Source organism: Pseudomonas sp. DTU12.3, assembly GCF_004124275.1.
Classification (GTDB): Bacteria; Pseudomonadota; Gammaproteobacteria; order Pseudomonadales; family Pseudomonadaceae; genus Aquipseudomonas; species Aquipseudomonas helmanticensis.
The window spans coordinates 3,156,255-3,176,973 of record NZ_CP027218.1; the positions used below are offsets into that span (position 1 = coordinate 3,156,255).

Annotated in this window: 14 protein-coding genes; 1 reads left to right on the forward strand and 13 read right to left on the reverse strand. The window is 62.3% G+C overall.

From position 1 onward, the window contains the following. Positions 1-2,232: a 1,4-alpha-glucan branching protein GlgB gene (glgB, locus tag C2E19_RS14480; RefSeq protein WP_129393462.1), complete on the forward strand. Its 2,232-nt coding sequence runs from the start codon at positions 1-3 to the stop codon at positions 2,230-2,232. Between the two features lie 129 nt (positions 2,233-2,361). On the opposite strand, the gene C2E19_RS14490 is transcribed toward glgB, so the two are convergent. The 13 genes from C2E19_RS14490 to treZ all read right to left on the reverse strand — a co-directional run bounded on the left by C2E19_RS14490 (position 2,362) and on the right by treZ (position 20,715). After that, positions 2,362-3,432 (reverse strand): autotransporter outer membrane beta-barrel domain-containing protein, encoded by a 1,071-nt coding sequence (locus C2E19_RS14490; protein ID WP_129393464.1) that lies wholly within the window; start codon positions 3,430-3,432, stop codon positions 2,362-2,364. Positions 3,433-3,754: 322 nt separating this feature from the next. Continuing rightward, positions 3,755-6,262 carry an autotransporter outer membrane beta-barrel domain-containing protein gene (locus tag C2E19_RS14495; RefSeq protein WP_129393468.1) on the reverse strand — a complete coding sequence of 836 codons (2,508 nt, stop codon included), beginning with the start codon at positions 6,260-6,262 and terminating at the stop codon, positions 3,755-3,757. 194 nt (positions 6,263-6,456) lie between these two features. After that, a complete protein-coding gene (locus C2E19_RS14500; RefSeq protein WP_129393471.1) occupies positions 6,457-7,239 on the reverse strand; it encodes an endonuclease/exonuclease/phosphatase family protein in 783 nt (260 codons plus the stop codon). Positions 7,240-7,417: 178 nt separating this feature from the next. Then, a complete protein-coding gene (locus C2E19_RS14505) occupies positions 7,418-8,173 on the reverse strand; it encodes a PIG-L deacetylase family protein (RefSeq protein WP_129393474.1) in 756 nt (251 codons plus the stop codon). Positions 8,174-8,360: 187 nt separating this feature from the next. After that, positions 8,361-9,017 (reverse strand): glycosyltransferase family 2 protein, encoded by a 657-nt coding sequence (locus C2E19_RS14510; RefSeq protein WP_129393477.1) that lies wholly within the window; start codon positions 9,015-9,017, stop codon positions 8,361-8,363. Beyond that, positions 9,014-9,613 carry an SAM-dependent methyltransferase gene (locus C2E19_RS14515; RefSeq protein WP_129393479.1) on the reverse strand — a complete coding sequence of 200 codons (600 nt, stop codon included), beginning with the start codon at positions 9,611-9,613 and terminating at the stop codon, positions 9,014-9,016. Before C2E19_RS14515 ends, C2E19_RS14510 begins: the two co-directional genes overlap by 4 nt. Beyond that, positions 9,610-10,368 (reverse strand): PIG-L deacetylase family protein, encoded by a 759-nt coding sequence (locus C2E19_RS14520; protein WP_129396123.1) that lies wholly within the window; start codon positions 10,366-10,368, stop codon positions 9,610-9,612. Before C2E19_RS14520 ends, C2E19_RS14515 begins: the two co-directional genes overlap by 4 nt. After that, positions 10,365-11,363, reverse strand: coding sequence for an acyl-CoA dehydrogenase family protein (locus C2E19_RS14525; protein ID WP_129393482.1), 999 nt, complete (start codon positions 11,361-11,363; stop codon positions 10,365-10,367). The genes C2E19_RS14520 and C2E19_RS14525 overlap by 4 nt, the downstream gene beginning before the upstream one ends. A 1-nt stretch (position 11,364) precedes the next feature. Continuing rightward, positions 11,365-13,524, reverse strand: coding sequence for a glycogen debranching protein GlgX (glgX, locus tag C2E19_RS14530; RefSeq protein ID WP_129393485.1), 2,160 nt, complete (start codon positions 13,522-13,524; stop codon positions 11,365-11,367). Between the two features lie 221 nt (positions 13,525-13,745). Further along, positions 13,746-14,045: a DUF2934 domain-containing protein gene (locus C2E19_RS14540; RefSeq protein ID WP_129393491.1), complete on the reverse strand. Its 300-nt coding sequence runs from the start codon at positions 14,043-14,045 to the stop codon at positions 13,746-13,748. A 27-nt stretch (positions 14,046-14,072) separates the two neighbouring features. Continuing rightward, the gene (locus C2E19_RS14545) at positions 14,073-16,841 is read right to left on the reverse strand and encodes a malto-oligosyltrehalose synthase (RefSeq protein ID WP_129393494.1); all 2,769 of its coding nucleotides are present in this window, start codon (positions 16,839-16,841) and stop codon (positions 14,073-14,075) included. Then, the gene (gene malQ, locus C2E19_RS14550; RefSeq protein WP_129393497.1) at positions 16,838-18,916 is read right to left on the reverse strand and encodes a 4-alpha-glucanotransferase; all 2,079 of its coding nucleotides are present in this window, start codon (positions 18,914-18,916) and stop codon (positions 16,838-16,840) included. The genes C2E19_RS14545 and malQ overlap by 4 nt, the downstream gene beginning before the upstream one ends. Continuing rightward, positions 18,913-20,715 (reverse strand): malto-oligosyltrehalose trehalohydrolase, encoded by a 1,803-nt coding sequence (gene treZ, locus C2E19_RS14555; RefSeq protein ID WP_129393500.1) that lies wholly within the window; start codon positions 20,713-20,715, stop codon positions 18,913-18,915. The genes malQ and treZ overlap by 4 nt, the downstream gene beginning before the upstream one ends. Positions 20,716-20,719 lie beyond the last annotated feature (4 nt).

A 20,719-nucleotide genomic window follows, 5' to 3' on the forward strand; every position in this document is an offset into this window, starting at 1 on the left:
ATGAGTTTCTCGAACAAGGAACAGGGACAGGTCAAAGAAGCATTGCTGCCCTCGGCGAAAGATATCGATGCCTTGGTGCGTGCTGAACACCAGGACCCTTTTTCCATTCTTGGCCCGCACGGCGATGGCGCTGGCGGGCAATTCATTCGCGCCTATCTTCCGGGGGCGTTGAGCGTTGTCGTGCTGGACAAAGACAGCGGCGAAGAACGCGGTCCGCTGCAACAGACGGAAACGCCGGGGTTGTTTGTCGGTCATTTCGAGCAGGCGCGACCGTATCAGTTGCGCACGCGCTGGGCCGGTGGCGAGCAGGTGGCAGAAGACCCGTATAGCTTCGGCCAATTGCTCGGTGAAATGGATTTGTATCTATTCGCCGAGGGCAATCACCGCGACCTCAGCGCTTGCCTCGGCGCGCAGTTGAAAACCGTCGATGGCGTCGACGGCGTGCGGTTCGCCGTGTGGGCGCCGAATGCCCGGCGCGTGTCGGTGGTCGGCGATTTCAACGTCTGGGACGGCCGTCGCCATCCGATGCGCCTGCGGCATCCGTCCGGGGTCTGGGAGTTGTTCATTCCACGGCTGCAAGCGGGCGAGTTGTACAAATACGAAATCCTCGGCGCCCACGGGATTCTGCCGCTGAAGGCCGACCCGATGGCGCTGGCCACCAGCCTGCCGCCGGACACCGCGTCGAAAGTCGCCGAGCCGCTGCAGATCGACTGGCAGGATCACGACTGGATGAACAGTCGCCGCGAGCGCCAGAAGCATTCGGCACCGCTGTCGATCTACGAACTGCACGCCGGTTCGTGGCAATGCGAGCTGGATGATCTCGGCGAAGTGGCGCGCCAGTACAGCTGGCCGGAACTGGCGGAACGGCTGATTCCCTATGTGAAGGAACTCGGTTTTACCCACATCGAACTGATGCCGATCATGGAACACCCGTTCGGTGGTTCCTGGGGTTATCAGTTGCTTTCGCAATTCGCGCCGAGCGCGCGGTATGGCTCGCCGGCGCAGTTCGCCGAATTCGTCGACGCCTGCCACCGGGCCGAAATCGGCGTGATCCTCGATTGGGTACCGGCGCATTTCCCCACCGACACCCACGGGCTGGCGCAATTCGACGGCACGGCGTTGTACGAATACGGCAACCCGCTGGAAGGTTTTCATCAGGACTGGGACACGCTGATCTACAACCTCGGGCGCACCGAAGTGCACGGTTACATGCTCGCTTCAGGGCTGCACTGGTTGAAGCATTTCCACGTCGATGGCCTGCGCGTCGATGCCGTGGCTTCGATGCTCTATCGCGACTATTCGCGCAAGGCTGGCGAGTGGGTGCCGAACCGTCACGGCGGACGCGAGAATCTCGAAGCCATCGACTTCTTGCGGCACTTGAACGACGTCGTCGAGCTGGAAGCGCCGGGTGCGCTGGTCATCGCTGAAGAATCCACCGCGTGGCCGGGTGTCAGCCAAAGCACCCAGCAGGGCGGTCTGGGGTTCGCCTACAAGTGGAACATGGGCTGGATGCACGATTCGCTGCATTACATTCAGCAGGATCCGGTGTACCGCGCGCATCATCACAATGAACTGAGTTTTGGCCTGGTCTACGCCTGGTCCGAGCGTTTTATCCTGCCGATCTCCCACGACGAAGTGGTGCACGGCAAGCATTCGCTGATCGACAAGATGCCCGGCGATCGCTGGCAGAAATTTGCCAACCTGCGCGCTTACCTGAGCTTCATGTGGACGCATCCGGGCAAGAAGTTGTTGTTCATGGGCTGCGAGTTTGGCCAGTGGCGCGAGTGGAATCACGATCAGCAGCTGGATTGGTATCTGCTGCAGTATTCCGAGCACAAGGGCGTACAGAAACTGGTTGGCGACCTTAATCGGCTGTACCGCGAGGAGCCGGCGCTGCACGATCAGGATGACGCGCCGCAGGGGTTTCAGTGGTTGATTGGCGATGATGCGATCAACAGCGTTTACGCCTGGCTGCGCTGGAGCAAGGACGGTAAACCGGTGGTGGTCGTGGCCAACTTTACCCCGGTGCCGCGTCAGTCGTATCGCGTCGGTGTGCCGTTTGCCGGGCGCTGGACCGAGTTGCTCAACAGCGATGCAGGGATTTATGCCGGGTCGAATTATGGCAACGGCGGCGGGGCGCAGACCGAAGAAGTGCCGAGCCATGGGCAGGCGTTGTCGCTGGAGCTGAATCTGCCGCCGCTGGCGGTGTTGATCCTTAAACCGGAGGGTTGATCCAGGCACCGCAAAACCTGTGGGAGCGAGCCTGCTCGCGAAAGCGGTTGAGCATTCAACATCATCGTTGACTGACAAACCGCGTTCGCGAGCAGGCTCGCTCCCACAGGGTTATTCGCCAAGTTGGGATCACCAACGCATCCGCACGCCAAGGCTGCCGATCAGGCCATTCAAATCATTGTCATCGACATCGCTGCTGTAATCGGCGCTGACATACAAACTCACCGAAGGCGTCATCCGCGCCACCAGGCCCAAGCCCAACTCCACCGTCGAGGATTTGCGGCTGCTGCTGATCTTGTCGACCTGATCCAGTGTCACCGTGTTGCCGGTGTACACCGTGTGCCAGAGGTTGGTGCGCACATAGGGTTCGACCGGCAGGCCATTCAAATCATAACTGCCTTTCAAACGGGCGCCGACGCGACCGCTCCAGGCGCTGAGATCCGTCGATGAGGCATTGCCGGAACCGGCATAGGGCGTGTCGAGCGTGATGCGCTGGTTGATAATTTGTGCCTGCGGTTCGACCACCCAGTTTTCACTCAAGCCAATCGGGAAGCCGCCTTCGACCGAGAAGGTCATCGCGCTGCCTTCGGTGGCTTGCCGCGCGCCTTGTTCGTTGCGACTGAAACCGCTGACGCGGCCGCCGCTGGCCGACAGATCGACGTGCCAGCCTTGGGCGCCGGTCAGGCTGTAATAGGCGCCGAGGCTCTGGCCTTGCAGGTTGAGGGTGTCGGTGGTCGGGTCGTCGAGGGCGCGACTGGTGAGCAAGCCGTTGCCGTTGGCTTGAATCTGATTGAGGCCGCCGATCAGGCCGATGGTCTGCGTATGGCCGCTGCCGCTTTGCAGAGTCAGGACGGCGGGGCCTTTGAACTCGCCGCTGCCGGGTGTGGCAAAACCCGAAGACAACACGTCGGTTTGCGCTTGCCGGGCGCTGCGGCCGTAGAGCTGGTCCCAGGCGCCGGGGGCGAGATCCTCAGTAATCAGGTTGGCCCCACGCAGGTCGGGCCGCGGGCTTAAGCGTTGCTGATCGGGGGTGATGACCGTGGCGGGCAAGGTCATCACCGGAACGTCCGCGCGATACCACGGCGTGGTTTCATCCGCCGCAGGGCCGGCCTGCGCCTCCATGGATGAGCACAGCAAGATGGAACTCGACACTGTGCAGAAAGTGATTTTGATCTCGTGTGGGGTGAATGAAATTTTCATGGAGGTCTACCTTGCAAGCGCATGCGACATCTCGATGTGGCGTCTCTCCTACCCCGAACGAGGGGCGACCGAATGGAGCGGGACAAACCGTGGCCGCTCGATTTCGCGAGTGTCCGAAGGCTCGTTCCGGGTGGTGATTCCGGGGGTAGTAAGGTAGAGATAAGAAGAGCGGGAGGCGTCCGTCAAGAAATTGGACGATGAACGGTAGTAGCCAATCAGGATTCGCAAGCGTTTGTTTTTCTGCACATAACTAAGTGGTTGTTTGTATGGAATATCGTTTTGCAGGCCTCGTGTTAGAGCGGTTTTATGTCCGACGGAAGGTCTACCAACTGATGCGCACGCCGAGATTGCCGGCCACGCCACGCAGGTCATTACTGTCAATATTGCGGCTGTAATCGGTACTCGCGTACACGCTCACGGCACGGTCGAGTGTCACTATGACGCCGAGGCCGATATCGGCCGTGGAAGATTTCTGTTCGCTGCTGATGACATCTGTGTCGCCGAATGTCACCGAGTCGGTACCGGAAAAGGTGTGCCACAGGTTAGCGCGCAGATACGGTTCCACTGGTAGACCACTGACCTGATAGCGACCCTTCAGCCGTGCGCCGAGGCGTCCGGTCCAGGCGCCGTCGGAGTCGAACGAGACCCGCGAGATGCCGTCGTCCTGGCTGTCGAGGGAGATTTTCTGGTGGATGACCTGAGCCTGCGGTTCGACCACCCACGTGTCGTTGATAGGGAACGGATAGCCGCCCTCTGCCGACAGCGTCAGTGCATGCCCGCGGTTGTCCAGTTTGACGCCACGGTCGGAGCGGTTGTCGCCATCGAACCGGGTGCCCATCACTACGGTGTCGATGTACCAGCCATACGGATCGACCAAGGTCCAGTACACGCCGTAGCTGTCGCCTTCGAGTTTGATTTTGCCGGCACTGTTGTTCTCGAAGCCTTCATTGAATCCATCGACGTCGCCTTGCAAACGACTGTGGCCGACGAAGAAACCGAGGCGTTGCGTCTGCCCACCAGCGGTCAGCGAACTGTACAGATCATTGCCGACCTGAAAGCCATTGAGCGAGCCGTCCAGGCGCGGCGTGACGGTGCCGGCCCAACGCTGATCGAAGTTCTTCCCGTAGACCCGGCCCCATCCGGCGCCGAACGCCCCGGTCTCATTGAGCAGGCGTTGGTCGCCCTGACGGTCGTGGAACGTGCCCAGTGCATTCAGCGTGAGTTGCGCGGCGGCGGGGGGCAACACCGACCAGGTCGGCACTTCCGGACGGTACAACGGAATCGGCTCGGCCCCGGCCACGGCGGCGGGCAACACCGGTAACGGCGGGCTGCCAGCCGGGGCGATGGCCGCAACCGGCACGGCAGCCACCGGTACCAGAATCGGTGGCAGCGTCGGGTCGGGGTTTGGCACGGCAACCACTTGCGGCGCAACCACGGCAGAGCGCAAGTACCAGCTGTTCTCGGTGCCGGCAGTGACGCCGCCCTTGAACAGGTAGTAATCGTAGGCGCCGGCGGAAATCGGGCCATTGAGGGTAAAGGCGTTATTGCTGCTGACCGTGCTGCCTTGGGCCTGTACCAGCTGAATGCCATTGGCCTGGGTCAGCCCACCCGCGCCGCCGAGATTGCTCACGCTGATCACCGTCGCACCGCTGAGGCTGCCATTGTTGACCGCCAGTTTGTCACTCGGTGAGTCATCGCCAGCGACGACGCTCTGCAGCAACAACTGGCCATTGTTGCCGACATAGTTGCCTTGCACCGTCAGCGTGTCATCGGCGCGGCTGTTGCCACGGGTGAGATCGATCACGCCTGCGTTGTTCAAGGTCACTGCCTGCCCGGCCACGGCGGGGGACACTGCGCCCTGGGTCGAATACAGCGAACTGCTGGCATCGATGTTCAGCACGCCCGTTCCCGTGCCGGCGTCGCCCAGTACCAGGCTGGCGGAGCCGAGGTCGAGTTGCGCGGCATTGCTCAGGTTGACCGTTTCCCAGTTGGTGAAGCGCGCGGCAAGCGCCGTGCGCGTGTTGTCGAAGGTCAGTACGTCGTTGCCGACACCGCCATCGACGCTCGGCGTCAGCGTGAGAAGACTGTCGTCGAGATTACGCAGCGTTGCGGTGTCATTGCCAACATCGAGCAGAACCGCCGAACGAATGACCCCGCCGCCGTCCCAGACAAACCGGTCATCGCCGACGCTGGCGCGGATCTCGCCGACGATTTCGCCGCCGGTCACGGTGATGCTGTCGTTGCCGCCGCTGACGCTGATGTTGCCACCGATGCGCCCGCCGGAAACGATGATGGTGTCGGTGCCGAATCCGGTGACCAGATTGCCGAGAATCTGCCCGCCAGACATATCGAAAATATTGTTATCGAGCTTCATGTCGACGCGGCCGATGGTGCCACCGGTCATGCGTGCAACATCGCCATCCTCGAAGGCACCGACGATGGTGCCGCCGGTCATCAGGAAGGTGTCGCGGCTGTCGCCCTGCGCCAGAGAGCCGATCGAACCGCCGCTCATGACAAAATCGTCGATGCCGTTGCCCTGGCTGACGGCGCCCGTGATCACCCCTGAGTTGACCTCGACCCGGTCAGTGCCCGCGCCGAACGTCACATTGCCGTTGATTTGCCCGGTGCCATTGGCCGGCAAGGTCAGGCTGTTATTGCCCGCGAGGTCGGTCAGCGGGCCGCTGCTGCCGCTGTCGCAGGTGAAGTTGTCATTGCCGGGGCCGGCGAACAGCGTACAGGCCGCCGTGGCGGGTGAGCTGCCGAGCAGCAGAAGCGAGGCGGGCAGCAGCAGGTGCGGCAAAGCCCACAGGTGACGGGTGTAGCGCGTCATGGCAATTCCCTACGGCTGATTCCGGGAATCCGTCCTTGTGTCAGCGCTGCATCAAACCCGGTCGTGCAACTGAGGCACTACGTCAGGTTGCTGCGCTAACAAACTGAATGCGCTACTCCTTGAGCTGATTTAGGTGTAGTTGGTTTTGCCGGTGGATCAACAACGGCTGACCAACGGTCTTGTCATAATCGCCATTACAAATGCACTTCCACCGCCAGCGGCAAGTGATCGGACAGATGCGTCCACGGCTTGTTGCCGAGGATTTGCGGGTCATGGCTGCTGGCATTGCGCAGGTAGATGCGGTCCAGCCGCAGCAACGGAAACCGCGCCGGGTACGTCTTCGCCGGTCGCCCGTGATGGCGCTCGAACGCTTCGTGCAAGTAATCGCGCCGGGCGAGGGCGGCGTTGCCCTGAAGCTGCCAGTCGTTGAAGTCGCCGGCAATGATCACCGGGGCGTCGTCGGGCAGGGATTCGAGCAACTGGCAGAGCAGTTGCAACTGCAATTGCCGGTGACTTTCGAGCAGGCTCAAATGCACGCAGATCGCATGCACTTCGGCATGTCCCGGGACGTCGAGCACGCAGTGCAGCAGGCCACGCCGTTCGGGGCCGGTGATCGACACATCGAGGTTGCGGTATTCGCGGATCGGGTATTTCGACAGCAGGGCGTTGCCGTGGTGACCGTCGGGGTAGACGGCGTTGCGTCCGTAGGCGAAGTCGCTCCACATGCTGTCGGCGAGAAATTCGTATTGCGAGGTTTGCGGCCATTCGTTGTAGCGGCTGGAATGACGCTCGTGTTCGCCGACCACTTCTTGCAAGAACACCAGATCGGCCGAGGTGCTGCGCACCGCTTCACGCAGCTCCGGCAGGATGAAGCGCCGATTCAGCGCGGTAAAACCCTTGTGGGTGTTGACCGTCAGCACCCGCAGACGATGAATCACTGGCGCGTCGACCGCATGACGCTTGGGATCGCTGGACACGTTCACTCCTCTGAATCCTGACTGCCTATGCATGCGACTGACGCGACGCGGCGACAGTTCCTTCCAGATCCCCGTGTAGGAGCTGCCGCAGGCTGCGATCTTTTGACTTTCATCCTCTAAAAAACAAGATCAAAAGATCGCAGCCTTCGGCAGCTCCTACAAAAGCGTCCACGGGTGTTTAGAGGAAGACGATTTCGTACGGCAGGCGCATGCGCTCGAGGATCACCGGCGGCAACATTGGTGCGATGCCGATGGCCGGTTCGCCCTTGAGCTGGCTGGCGTAGGCGTGGGTGGCGTGGCTCTTGCGGGCGACGGTCCAGGTGTCGAGGCGCAGTTTGCGCGCGCGCTGCCAGGGGATCAGCGTGTGATCGCGTTCCGGCCAGTGCCAGGCCCAGACCGGTACGTCGTGAAAACTGGCGCCGGCGAGTTCGGCGGCTTTGGCACTGGCGCGGCCGACCACTTCATGGTCATCGTTGCTGTCCTCGCGCCAGGTGCTGAATACCACGTCACCGGGGCGCAGGTAGCGGCCGATGAAGTCGGTCAGTTGCCGTTCCTGATCCTGCAGCGCGTTATCGGTGAAACCGCCGCGTACCCACTTCAAACTGTGCATCGGCAAGCCCAGGCGCCGCAGGGCTTCGACGCTTTCCTGCGGGCGGAACACGCTCAGGCGCTTCTCCGACCATTGGCGTGAACCGGGATGGCTGGCGCTGCCGTCGGTGATCGACAGCAGTTGCAACGGGTGACCGAGGCTGGCGAGCAGTTGCAGAAGGCCGCCGCAAGTCACCACTTCATCGCCGGGATGCGGGGCGATGACCACGGCGCGGGCGCCGAGAGGCACGAGGCTTTGCGTGGCGATGACCGGAATGTTGTCGAGTTGTGCAGCGCTGTTCCAGATTTGCCCGTTCGGGCTTTCACTGAGAAATAACGGTTTCATGGGGGATGACGTCCTTGTTGAGTCAGGCCCTCAGTCGTGCTCACAACCGCGAAGGCTGTCGCGAACGACCCGTGAAGGCGGGGTAATTGCCATGCGACGCTCCGAACCCTGGATTGCCGCGCAGCAGAGTATTGCTCATGAAGTACAGTTCGTCGCGTCACAGATCAATCTGATCCGCATTTATTTCTCAAAGCTGTGCCAGATTTCGCAAGTAGTCGCCAAATCCGCCACGGGCGCGGCTGTCCAGTCGCGCGCTGGTATGCACTCTCGGCCGATGGCTCCAGGCGATGTCGGCGCCGGACAATTCCAGTTGCCGGACCAACTGCACATCCTCATCGCACACCAGCGGCGGAAAGCCTCCGGCCCAACGATAGGCATCGGCGCTGATGCCGAGGTTGGCGCCGTGAATGTGTCGATGGCCATCGCGGGCCTGATAGTGGCTGTGATAACGGATTTGTGCGGCTTCGTTGAATGTCTCGTGCCAGCGTTCGACCGTCACCGTGCCACACACTGCGTCCGCGCCCAAGCCCAGTTGTGCCACCAGCCAATCGTCGGCGACGCGGCTGTCGGCATCGGAGCAGGAGATCCAGCGAGCGCCGCGCTCCAGCAGAACCTGCGCCCCGGCGGCACGCGCCTGGCCAACGTTGCGCGCCTCGATGTGCAGGCTCTGCACCGGGTAGCGGCTGACAATCTGCGCCGAGCGATCGGTGCAACTGTCGAGCACCACAAGCACTTCGACGCGCTCACCGGCGAGCAGCCCGTGCCGGCTGGCGCGCATCGCTGCGCTCAGGCAATCGTCGAGCAGGTCCTCTTCGTTGTGCGCCGGAATCAGGATGCCGATCATCGCAAACCCTCCAGTGCCGCCACCGAGCGCGGTTCGCGGCTCCATACCTCAAGAATGAAATCGGCTTCCTGGTGCAGCGCCAGTCGCGGCAGCTTTAACTGCTCGTGGATCAGGTCGTGAACCTGTCGCGCGTTGAGCGGGCAGGCATCGATCGGCGGACGCCAGTGGCAAGCGAGTAATTGCCCGTCTGCGGTCAGGCTCTGACTGATCCGACGGATTACTTCTGTCAGATCCTTGCTATCGAGGTAGTAGCCGATTTCGCTAAATACGATCAGGTCGAATTTTTCCTCCGGCCAGTCGTCCGGCAAGCGGTTTTGCCGGACTTCGGCGTGATCGAACAGACTTAATCGAGTGCGCGCCAGAGTCACTGCCGCGCTCGCCGTGTCGCAACACAGCAGACGGTCGCAGCGGCCGGCCAGTTCGGCGCTCAATTCGCCATTGGCGCAGCCCGGTTCGAAAATCGCCCGATAGTGCGCACGCGGCAGGGCGGCGAGGGTGATCGCGCGTTTGCGCTGTTCGTACCAGCGCTGGCGAAACGCCCACGGGTCGTCGTTGCCGGCGAACAGTCCTTCGAAGTAGCGATCTTCGACGCTCATAAAAACACCACTTCGAACGGTTGCAGCAGCCGATCCAGCACATACGGCGCGAGCACCGGCGCAAGTCCGGCTTCCGCGTCGCCCTCCAACTGGCTGGCGAACGCGTGCACGGCGTGACGCTTGCGCGCGATCTGCTCGGGCGACAGGAGAATCTTGCGTGCCCGCTGCCACGGCACCAAAGCGTCTTCCGGGGTTGCCCAGTGCCAGGTCCACACCGGCAGTTCGTGACAGGTGGCGCCGACACGCCGCGCCGCTTCGGCACTGGCGCGGCCGACGGCTTCATGGTCGCAATGGCCGTCTTCGCTCCAGGTGGTGAAGAGCACATCGGTGGGGCGCAGGTGGCGCTGGATGAAGTCGCGCAACGCTGGTTCTTCGGCGGCGACCTGGGTGTCGGTAAAGCCTGCGCGCAGCCATTTCAAACGATGCATCGGCAGGCCGAGACGGCGCAGGGCTTCGGCGGACTCCTGCGGACGCACCACGCTCAGGCGTGCCACCGGCCAGCGCGCGGAGCCGGGATGGCTGGCACTGCCGTCGGTGACCGAGATCAGTTGCAACGGCCGTCCGGCAGCAGCCAGCAGTTGCAGCAGGCCACCGCAGCCGAGCACTTCGTCGTCCGGGTGCGGCGCGACAATCACCGCACGTGAGCCGGGCGGTACCAGGCTGAGGATGTCGATGCTGTCGAGCTCGGCCAGATGTTGCGAGCCTTGCCACTGATGCAGCGACGTTCCCTGGCCGACGATTGGATTGGTCCTCATAGCTTCCATACCTCATCCGGTTGCGCGGCGATCAGTTGACCGAGGGCGGCGAGATCGCGTTCGGCGTGGCTTTGCCGCAGAAACACCGGCAGATCGGCGATCAACCGAGCGAAATGCCGGTCTTTGCAAAACGGTCCGGCACCGAGGGCTCGGCCCACTTCGCGCATCACCTGTTCGGCTGATCGCTCGACCACTGCGCGCGCCCGACGCGCGAGTAATTCGGCGTCGTCTTCGGGATGTGCGTCGATTTGCAGAGCGCTGAAGCGCAGGACGTCCGCGCCAGCCTGCAACGCCGTGTCGACCGCGCCGAGATGGGCCAGAGCGTGGGCTTCTTCGCGTTGTGCGCAGTGTTGGCGCAGACTCTCGCCAAGCTGCCGCGCGGCGCCGTACCAGCAGGCGGCGATGCCGATGCCGCCTTGCCAGAAACCCGGGCGTTGCAGGTAGTCGCCGGGGTTGCCGATGGCTTGTGCTTCGGCACCTTCGAACAGCACTTCGACGCTGCCGGTCGCGGCCATGCCCACCGCTTGCCAGCCCTGATCGGTGATGGTCACGCCCGGCTGATCGAGGGCGACGGCGACCAGTTGTTGCTGATCATCTGCGTCCCATGCAGTCAGCAGGGCATGGCTGAGCACCGCCGCGCCGGAACACCACGCCTTGCGCCCGTGCAACGCGACCATGTGCCCGGCTGGCGAGACCTTGACCCGGGCCTGCGGCGGTTCCGCCGCCCACATGCCCCAAGTGCTGCCGGGCGTCGGCGATCCGCCCAGTTGTTCGATGATCGCCAGTGCGTCGGTGTGGCCCTCGAAGAGTTTGCACAGGCCCAGATCATGCCCGCCGACATCGGCCAAGTGCTGAAAGCGTTCCAAAGTGCGACCGCTGCCCGGCAATGGCAAGCGGTCATGCCCGGCCTCGACCATCGCCCGCAGGCAACTGCCGAGGGCGGCGGTATTGGCGTAGTCCGGCGGACGACGGGCGAGGTAGCTGTGCAAGTCCATATCAATCTTCTTCTTCGTGTTGCAGTTCAAACAGCAGCAATGAGCGTCCGGTGACGGAATATTCGTGACCGAAATCGAAGCGTTCCTGACCCCGAATCGCCGGTTGATTGGTGTCGATCATGCACGTCCAGAAGCCGCCGTCAGGCACTTCCGGCAAGGTGAAATTGACGATGTCGTGGTGGGCGTTGACCACCAGCAGCAACGTCGCGTCGCCACCTTTGCGGCGAATCCCGGTTTCCTGCGCGCGACCGTCGAGCAACATGCCGAGGCAACGATTGTGCGCGTCATGCCAATGCTCGGTGGTCATCTCGGTGGCGTCCGGCGCCAGCCAGGTGACGTCCTTGACGCCGATGTCCTCGTTGTATTCGCCGACGAGGAAGCGCCCGCGCCGCAGGATCGGATAGGCCAGACGCAACTTGATCAGGCGTTTGACGAATTTCAGCAGGGCCTTGCCGTCCTCGCTCAGGTCCCAGTTGACCCAGCCGATCTCGCTGTCCTGACAGTAGGCGTTGTTGTTGCCGTCCTGAGTGCGGGCGAATTCATCGCCGGCAACGATCATCGGCGTGCCTTGGGCGAGCAGCAGGGTGGCGAAGAAATTGCGCATCTGCCGGTGGCGCAGGGCATTGATTTCCGGGTCGTCGGTCGGGCCTTCGACGCCATGGTTCCACGACAGATTATTGTTGCTGCCGTCCTGATTGTTCTCGTCGTTGGCTTCGTTGTGCTTGTCGTTGTACGAGACCAGGTCGTTGAGGGTAAAACCGTCGTGGGCGGTGATGAAGTTCACCGACGAATACGGCCGCCGCCCGCGCTGATTGAACATCTCACCGGAAGCGGTCATGCGGCTGGCGAAGTCGGCGACCTGGCCGTCGTCGCCTTTCCAGAAGGCACGCACGGTGTCGCGGAACTTGTCGTTCCACTCGACCCAGCCCGGCGGAAAGTTGCCCACCTGATAACCGCCGGGGCCGCAGTCCCACGGCTCGGCGATCATCTTCACCTGACGCAGGACCGGGTCCTGACGGCAGGCCACGAGGAAGCTGTGACGCTCGTCGAAACCGTCGTGATAGCGGCCGAGAATGGTCGCGAGGTCGAAGCGGAAACCATCGACGTGCATCTCGCTCGCCCAGTAACGCAGCGAGTCAGTGACCATTTGCAGCACGCACGGATGGCTCAGATCCAGCGTGTTGCCGGTGCCGGAATCGTTGATGTAGAAGCGCTTGTCGTCAGGCATCAAGCGGTAGTACGAGGCGTTGTCGATGCCGCGCATCGACAGGGTCGGGCCTTGCTCGTTGCCCTCGGCGGTGTGGTTGTAGACCACGTCGAGAATCACTTCGAGGTTGGCTTCGTGCAAGTGCGCGACCATCTCCTTGAACTCGGCGATCTTGCCGCTGGCGAGGTAACGCGGGTCGGGGGCGAAGAACGCAATACTGTTGTAGCCCCAGTAATTGGTCATGCCTTTGTGCAGCAGATGCTGGTCGTTGACGAAGGCATGGATCGGCAGTAATTCGACAGTCGACACGCCGAGTTTGCGGATGTGTTCGAGCACGTCATCGACCATCAACCCGGCAAAAGTGCCGCGCACGTTTTCCGGCACGGACGGGTGACGCATGCTGATGCCGCGTACGTGGGTTTCATAAATGATGGTCTTGTCCCACGGCACGCTGACCCGATGGTCGTTGCCCCAGGTGTGCGCCGGGTCGATGACCTTGCACTTGGGCACGAAGGGCGCGCTGTCGCGCTCATCGAAACTGAGGTCGGCGTCGGGATGGCCGATGGTGTAGCCAAACAGCGCTTCCGACCATTTCAGTTCGCCGACCAGTTGCTTGGCATACGGGTCGATGAGCAATTTGTTGTGGTTGAAACGATGACCGTTGGCCGGGTCGTACGCGCCGTAGACGCGGTAGCCGTAGATCAGCCCAGGATGCGCATCGGGCAGGTAGCCGTGGTAGATCTCGTCGGTGTATTCCGGCAGCTCGATACGTTCGAGTTCGACCTCGCCGGCGTCGTCGAAGATGCACAGTTCGACCTTGGTGGCATTGGCGGAGAACAGGGCAAAATTCACCCCCAGCCCATCCCAGGTCGCACCGAGCGGGAAGGGCAGGCCTTCACGAATTCTCGACGGCTCGACGTGCGCGGTGGGCTCGGCTTTCTTTGGACGGGTCATGATTGCTCCTGCAAAAATCGGGACAGTTCGGTTAACACCTGACCCTGTGGGAGCGGGCTTGCTCGCGAAAGCGGAATGCCAGTCGACTTCAATGTTGAATGTCAGATCGCATTCGCGAGCAAGCCCGCTCCCACAAGGGGGAATGTTTCTTGAGGACGAACGCGCCCTCAGTGGCGAGCGAACCCGCCACACAGTCGTTCAGTTCAAATATCCGGGAAGCGTCAGATCGCCGAAGGCTTTCGCGGCGCTTTAGGCTTTTTCTCGGCAGGTTTTTCGCCCGGGGGAATTACTTTGGCGGCGGTCGCCGGTTTGGCCTTGGCAGCCGCTTTGGGCTTGTCAGCGGCGCTCTTGCCCGCAGTTTTGCTGCCAGCGGCTTTCGGCGGCTTCTTCGGTGCCAGCGCTTCAGCTTCGGCCAGTTTGCGCGCCATCTCCCAGTGGCGCTCTTCGTGGCCTTCAGGTTTCCCTTCGGATTCCCAGATCTGATAGGCGAATTCGCGGATGCGTTTATCGTCGGTGCTCATCGCAATGCTCCTGAACTGAACTCGTGCTTACGTTAAGTGTTGGATAAAGAGATTGACCGGGACATCCCCCAGCGCGTCGCTGATATTCAGCTCCCTGTTTTTTGTGACTGCGCTGCTTGAAAAAAGTCCCTTCAGGTTTGTGTCAGAGGCGGCGAACGGTAAAACCACCCGTGTATCGCCCCAGCGCAGCGCATCGACCTGAGGTACAGCACTGTTTTCCAGCAACGTCGCGCAACGGATCGGCACGATCACGATGGCGTATTTCCCCTCGTGTTCGCGGGCAAACGCGAGCACGTTGTGCGCCTGGCTGCCCAGCACCTCCAGGGCCTGGTACGTGCCGCGCCGAAACAACCCGGCATGTTCGGCGCGCAGGTTCAGCACCTCGGCGATCAAGGCTTGCTTGATGCGCCCGTCACGCCAGTTCGTCAGCAATTGCACAGTCGCCAGTGGCTCCTGCAAGGACTGCGCGCGAGCGGCGTAATCCACCGGCCGGCGATTGTCCGGATCGACCAGGCTGAAATCCCAGAACTCGTTGCTCTGATACAGATCCGGTACGCCCGGCACCGTCATGCGCAGCAAGGTTTGCGCCAAACCGTTGAGGGCGCCGGCAGCGGCGATGCTGTTGACGGTCTTCGCCAGTGCGCCGCGCAGCAGTTCGCCGTCATCACCGGTGAGCAGTTGCTCGGTAAACGCCTGGGTCGCATTTTCATAGGCTTCGTTCGGCGCGCTCCAACTGCTTTGCAGCTTCGCCTCGCGCAGGGCTTTCTGTTGCCATTGCCAGATACGCTTGGCGTAGTCGGCGAAACCCTGTTGATCGTCATCCCGCAAATCCAGCGGCCAACTCCCGAGCAAGGCTTGATAGAGAATCAGCTCATCGCCGGCCGACGGTACTTGATCATCGACGCGAACCGGGCGGGCGAGGGCGCGCCACAGTTCAACCTGCTCGGCGTACCAGTGGCTGCGCTCGCTGAGCACGGCCAGACGCGCGCGGGTGTCTTCGCCACGCTTGTGATCGTGCGTCGCGGTGGCCAGCAGATTGTCGGGAAACTCGCTCAGGCGGCGCTGATTGACCGCATGGAAATCGCTGACCGGCGCGCTGAATTGTTCCGTGTTGTAGCCGACATCGTTACGCGACAGCAGCACCGCCGAGCGATACAGCGCGGTGTCTTCGACGGCTTTGGCCGCTGCCGGTGAGGTCAGTTGCTGAAAGCGCACGCAGGCATGCTTGAGGATCTTGCGTGAGCGTCCACGCGGTTTGCGCCGCCACGGCGTGCCACCGAGCCAGGCCGCCACGCAGTCGAGCACTGGCCAGTCAGCTTCGCTGAGGGTTTGCCGGGCACCGTCCATGGCCTGCCGGAAAAACACCTCGTCCTCGGCGGAACGACCCATGGCGCTGATGTAGGTGCGATAAACCGGGAAGTGCACGATCAACGCCTGTAGCACTCGGCGGATCGCGCCGAGGGTCAGGTCGCGGGTCATCAGGTCGTCGCGCGCCACTTGCAGCAAGGCCTGGGCGACGCTTTCGCAATCGCTGGCGAGCGAACCGTTGAGAATCTGCTGACGCGCCAGTTGCGCTTCTTCGATAAACGCTGCCGGGCGTTCGGTGCGCCGCTGCCACAGATCACCGAGAACGTATTCACCATCGGGATCGTGTTGCAACAGCGACAGCTGATTCATGAACTCGTAACCGGTGGTGCCGTCCACCGCCCAATCGCGGTGCAGGGTTTCGCCGGCTCCGAGGATCTTTTCCACGTAGATCGGCAAGTGCCGGCCCGGTGCCAACAGATCGACCCGGCGACGTAGCTTGCGGCAGTAACCACGCGGGTCGGCGAGGCCGTCGATGTGGTCGATGCGCAAACCGTCGACCAGGCCTTCGGCGATCAGCTGGAAGATCTTGCCGTGGGTGGCTTCGAACACGGCGGGACGTTCGACACGCAGGCCGCCGAGTTCGTTGATGTCGAAAAAGCGCCGCCAGTTGATGTCATCCGCCGCCGTGCGCCAACTGGCGAGGCGATAGCTTTGCCGTTCGAGCAATTGATGCAACTGCTGGAAGCCTTCGATCGTGGTCGAGTCGTAACGCTCAAGGTTGTGCTGAATGGCGGCAAGGATCTGCGGGTCGCGCGCCAGTTGCCGCAACTCGTCCTTCAGCGGGATCGCCAGCGCATGCGCATCGGTCTGGTAACTCAGCGTGCTGAAGCGATCTGCGAGGGGTTTCAGCGCTTCCGTGGATTTCAGCAACTCGCCGTAATCGTTCGGGCAAATCGGGAAGTGATGGTCGTAATGCTCGACATGAAAGCGGCCTTTGTCTGCATCGAAATGCAGCTTCAGCGTGCCTTCCTGCAACGCCACGCCGTAATCGCTGCCAAGGAATGGCAGCAACAACTGGCCCTCCATCAACGGATCCGGCGAGTGCCACTGAATGTCGAAGAATTCACCGTAGGGACTCAGCCGTCCCCACTCCAGCAGGTCCAGCCACCACGGGTTGTCGCTACCACCGACGGCCATGTGGTTAGAGACGATGTCGAGGATCAGCCCCATGTTGTGTTCGCGCAGGGTACTGACCAATTGCCGCAGTGCCGGCTCGCCACCGAGTTCCGGGTTGACCTGGGTCGGGTCGACCACGTCGTAGCCGTGCATCGAACCGGACCGCGCCGCAAGCAGCGGCGAGGCGTAGATATGGCTGATACCAAGACTGGCGAAATACGGCACCAGTGGCACCGCTTGTTCGAGGGTAAAACCTTGGTGAAATTGCAGGCGCAACGTCGCGCGCAGGGGCTGAATGAGCGTTTGATTCATTGGTCACGCTCGGCAGCCTGGAGGCGTGCGCACGCCAGCAACTCAAGCCGGCGCGCTGCATCGGCACCGTCGAGCAACGCTTCGCTGGTGCCGGGCAGGCGTCGCGACCAGTTCGGGTGCGTGTCGATGGTGCCGGGCAGGTTCGCCTGTTCGTTGATACCCAGCGCATCTTCCAGCGGCAGCAGCACCAGTGGCGCGCGGGTATGGCCGAGGAAACGCACCGCAGCGTCGACCACTTGATCGGCTTCGTGGGATTCCTCGCGAAAGTTTTGCGGGTCCTGGCTCAAGGCACTGCGCAGGCCTTCGCGCTCACGCTGGCGATGGTGGCGCCATTCGATTTCACCGTTGGCATCGACGAAACCCAGTCGGGCGTTCCAGTCGATGTCGCGGCCATGCCACCAGCCATTGAGTGTCGGCAGGTCGTGGGTGCTGGTGGTTGCGAGGGCGTTGTCCGGCCAGTCGAGGATGGGTTTGAAGTGGCAGTTGTCCTGTTCGAACAACAGCACGCGCATGCCGAGCATCGAACGGGCGATGAGTTTCTCGCGCAGGCCATCGGGCACGGTGCCGAGGTCTTCACCGAGGACGATCGCTTGATGACGGTGGGACTCGAGGGTCAGCAGCCGCAGCAGGTCATCGACCGGGTAATACAGATAGGCGCCGTCGGCGGGCAGCGCGCCGTTGGGAATCACCCACAGGCGTTGCAGGCCCATCACGTGGTCGATGCGCAGACCGCCCGCGTGGGCGAAATTGGCCCGGAGCATGTCGATGAAAGCGCGGAAACCATTGCGGATCAGACCCTCAGGGGAAAACGCGGAAATCCCCCAGCCCTGACCGGAACGGTTGAGGATATCCGGCGGAGCACCGACCGTGAGCGAGGCGAGCAACTCGTCCTGAAAACTCCAGGCCTGACTGCCGGCGCCATCGGCCCCGACCGCCAGATCCGCGATCAGGCCAATGCCCATGCCAGCGCTGCGGGCGGCGGTTTGCGCACGCTCCAGGCAGCGATGGATCAGCCATTGGCAAAAGGCAAAGTAGCCGATGCGTTCGGCATATTCTTCGGCGAAGGCTTCCAGCGCGGCGCCGCGCGGGTCATGCCAGTTTTCCGGCCATTGGCGCCAGTCGAGACTTTCGCCACGGGCGGCGCGCATTTCCTGAATCGCTTCGAAGCGGCAGTGGTTTTCCAGGGCTTCGCCACCGCTATGACGGAAACTGGCGAAGTCCGGATGCAAGGGGTGATCACCGGCAATAAAACCTTCATACAAGGCGTGCAGAAGTTGCTGTTTGGCCTCGGCAGCGCTGGGCCAGTCGATCAGTTTCAAATCTTCCAGTTGCGCGAGTGTTTCGGCCAAGCCGCTGGCGTCGATGGCATCGCGCAGGGCTCGCTCGCCAAGAATCGCCCCCGGGGCGGCGTAAAGTGAGTTGAGGAACAGGCGGCTGGACGGCGAGTAAGGGCTGTAACGGCCGGTGTCGGCGCTGAACATCGCATGCAACGGGCTGATCGCCAACGCTTCGGCACCGCGCTCACCGGCAACGCGGACGAGTTCTTCCAGCGTCTGGGTGTCACCGAAACCGCCGTCGCCGGGGCGGCGCAACGAATACAGTTGCACGCTCAGGCCCCAGGCGCGCGGGATCGGATTGTCGACCGCATCACCGACGCTGAAGCAGCGTTCCGGGGCCACAGCCAGCGTGAAATATTGATCGGCAATGTGCACTTGCTGATATCCGACCGGGATCAGGCCGGGCAAGACCGCTTCGCTGTCGAGTTTGAGGTTCAGCCGCGAACCGTCTTCGAGGTGGATTTCACAAGGTGTTTGCGGTGCGAAGTAACGCGCCAGATCAAGGCCGACGCCGACATCGCTGGTGAGCAGCGGCGGCAGATGGCGGTCTTGCTGCACGGCTTGCAGTTCGAGCAGGCTGGCGTCGATTTCCTGCGCCGTGCTGGCTGGGTGGCCGAGTCCGATAAGGACGTTGCGCAGTACCGCCGGGGCGACTTTTTGCGGGCGACCATTGGCGTCGATCCAGTCGACGGCAAGGCCGGCTCGGCTGGCGAGAATTTCCAGTTGCGCATCGCTCATAGGCGCTCTCCATCCAGAGGTTGCAAAGGGGTTGCGGCCGTGAGGCTGACAAGCGCGCAATACGCCGGCAGTTGGCCCGGCTCCGACAGCGCCGCAACGGGCGGCTGTTGAAACAGCCACACGGCGTCGGTCTGTGGAGGGTTGACCACTGGCGTGTCGCTGAGGTTCAGGTCAATTCGCAGCTCGCTGCCGTCGCCCAGGCGCCAGCGCGCACTGACCGCGCCATAACCGAGCATATGCGCGCCGAGCGCTTGCGTGCCGGACAGATGCGCAATGATGTATTGATGGCGAAATTGCAGGAGTTTTTGGTACAGCGCGAAGGTTTCCTGCTGTTTTGCGCTGCCAGTGCCGATCAACCTGGGCTGCGAGGCGTGGAAGGTCTGTTCGGCATTCGGGTCGGGAATCTGCTCGCGCTTGTGCGGATCGGTGAAGGCGCTGAACGCGGCGAATTCATTGCGTCGCCCCTCGCGCACCAGTTCGGCCAGTTCACCGTGGTGACTGGTGAAAAACAGGAACGGTTGCTCGGCGGCAAATTCATCGCCCATGAACATCAGCGGAATCATCGGTGACAGCAGCAACAGCACCGTCGCGGCCTGCACTGCGCGTGGGTCGGCCAATTGATGCAGGCGCTCGCCGAACGCGCGGTTGCCGATCTGATCGTGGTTTTGCAGGAACAGCACGAACGCCGTCGACGGCAGGTGCTCGCTCGGCTCGCCGCGCGGTTCGCCGTGGCGGGTGATGTGACCCTGGAATACAAATCCCTGGCTCAGGCAGCGCACCAGTTGTTCGGTCGGCTGCGCGGCGTAGTCGGCGTAATAGGCATCGGTTTCGCCGGTGAGCAAGACGTGCAGGGCGTTATGGCCGTCGTCGTTCCACTGCGCGTCGTAGTCGTATTCGAGCAGGCTCGACTGGTTCAGTTCGTTTTCCACGGTCAGCCAGACATGCCGGCTCGGGTCGATCTGCGCGCGGATACGCTGGGCCATCTCCGTGAGGAAATCCGGGTCTTCGATGGCATGCACGGCATCCAGACGCAGGCCGTCGAAGCGGTATTCGAGCAACCACATCAGGGCGTTTTCGATAAAGAATTCGCGCACTTCGTCGCGGCGAAAATCGATCGCTGCGCCCCACGGCGTATGTTTGTCCTCGCGAAAAAAGCCTTTGGCGTATCGGTGCAGGTAATTGCCGTCAGGGCCGAAGTGGTTGTAAACCACATCGAGAATGACCGCCAAGCCGTGGCCGTGAGCGCTGTCGATCAGGTGTTTGAGTTGTTCCGGGGTGCCGTAGGAGGCTTGCGGTGCGTAGGGCAGGACACCGTCGTAACCCCAGTTGCGCTCGCCGGGGAACTGCGCCAGCGGCATCAGTTCGATGGCGGTGATGCCAAGTCCCGCGAGGCGCGCCAGATGTTGTTCGACTTCGGCAAAACCGCCGAGCGCACCAACGTGCAACTCGTAGATCACCGCTTCGCTCCACGGCCGACCGTGCCAGGCACTGTGTCGCCATGCGTAGGCCAGCGGATCGACCACCACGCTGTGGCGGTCGAGGTCGCCGTCCTGCGCTCTGGAGGCCGGGTCGGGCACCTCCAGTTCGCCGTCGATGTTGTAGCGATAACGCGTACCCGCCGGACAGCGGGTCTTGATCACGAACCAGCCGTCTGCCTGCGGCAGCATCGGCAGCGACTGGCCATTGTCCAGCTCGACACTGACGTAAAACGCATCCGGCGCCCACAGCGCAAATTGCGTGTGTTCGGCGTCCAGCATGATCGCGCCGTGGGGCCAGTTTTCAGTAGACCGTAACGGCATCGTT

Coding starts and splice junctions, on each gene's coding strand:
- glgB (WP_129393462.1), top strand. CDS start 1: ATGAGTTTCTCGAACAAGGAACAGGGACAGGTCAAAGAAGCATTGCTG.
- C2E19_RS14490 (WP_129393464.1), bottom strand. CDS start 3,432: ATGAAAATTTCATTCACCCCACACGAGATCAAAATCACTTTCTGCACA.
- C2E19_RS14495 (WP_129393468.1), bottom strand. CDS start 6,262: ATGACGCGCTACACCCGTCACCTGTGGGCTTTGCCGCACCTGCTGCTG.
- C2E19_RS14505 (WP_129393474.1), bottom strand. CDS start 8,173: ATGAAACCGTTATTTCTCAGTGAAAGCCCGAACGGGCAAATCTGGAAC.
- C2E19_RS14510 (WP_129393477.1), bottom strand. CDS start 9,017: ATGATCGGCATCCTGATTCCGGCGCACAACGAAGAGGACCTGCTCGAC.
- C2E19_RS14515 (WP_129393479.1), bottom strand. CDS start 9,613: ATGAGCGTCGAAGATCGCTACTTCGAAGGACTGTTCGCCGGCAACGAC.
- C2E19_RS14520 (WP_129396123.1), bottom strand. CDS start 10,368: ATGAGGACCAATCCAATCGTCGGCCAGGGAACGTCGCTGCATCAGTGG.
- C2E19_RS14525 (WP_129393482.1), bottom strand. CDS start 11,363: ATGGACTTGCACAGCTACCTCGCCCGTCGTCCGCCGGACTACGCCAAT.
- glgX (WP_129393485.1), bottom strand. CDS start 13,524: ATGACCCGTCCAAAGAAAGCCGAGCCCACCGCGCACGTCGAGCCGTCG.
- C2E19_RS14540 (WP_129393491.1), bottom strand. CDS start 14,045: ATGAGCACCGACGATAAACGCATCCGCGAATTCGCCTATCAGATCTGG.
- C2E19_RS14545 (WP_129393494.1), bottom strand. CDS start 16,841: ATGAATCAAACGCTCATTCAGCCCCTGCGCGCGACGTTGCGCCTGCAA.
- malQ (WP_129393497.1), bottom strand. CDS start 18,916: ATGAGCGATGCGCAACTGGAAATTCTCGCCAGCCGAGCCGGCCTTGCC.
- treZ (WP_129393500.1), bottom strand. CDS start 20,715: ATGCCGTTACGGTCTACTGAAAACTGGCCCCACGGCGCGATCATGCTG.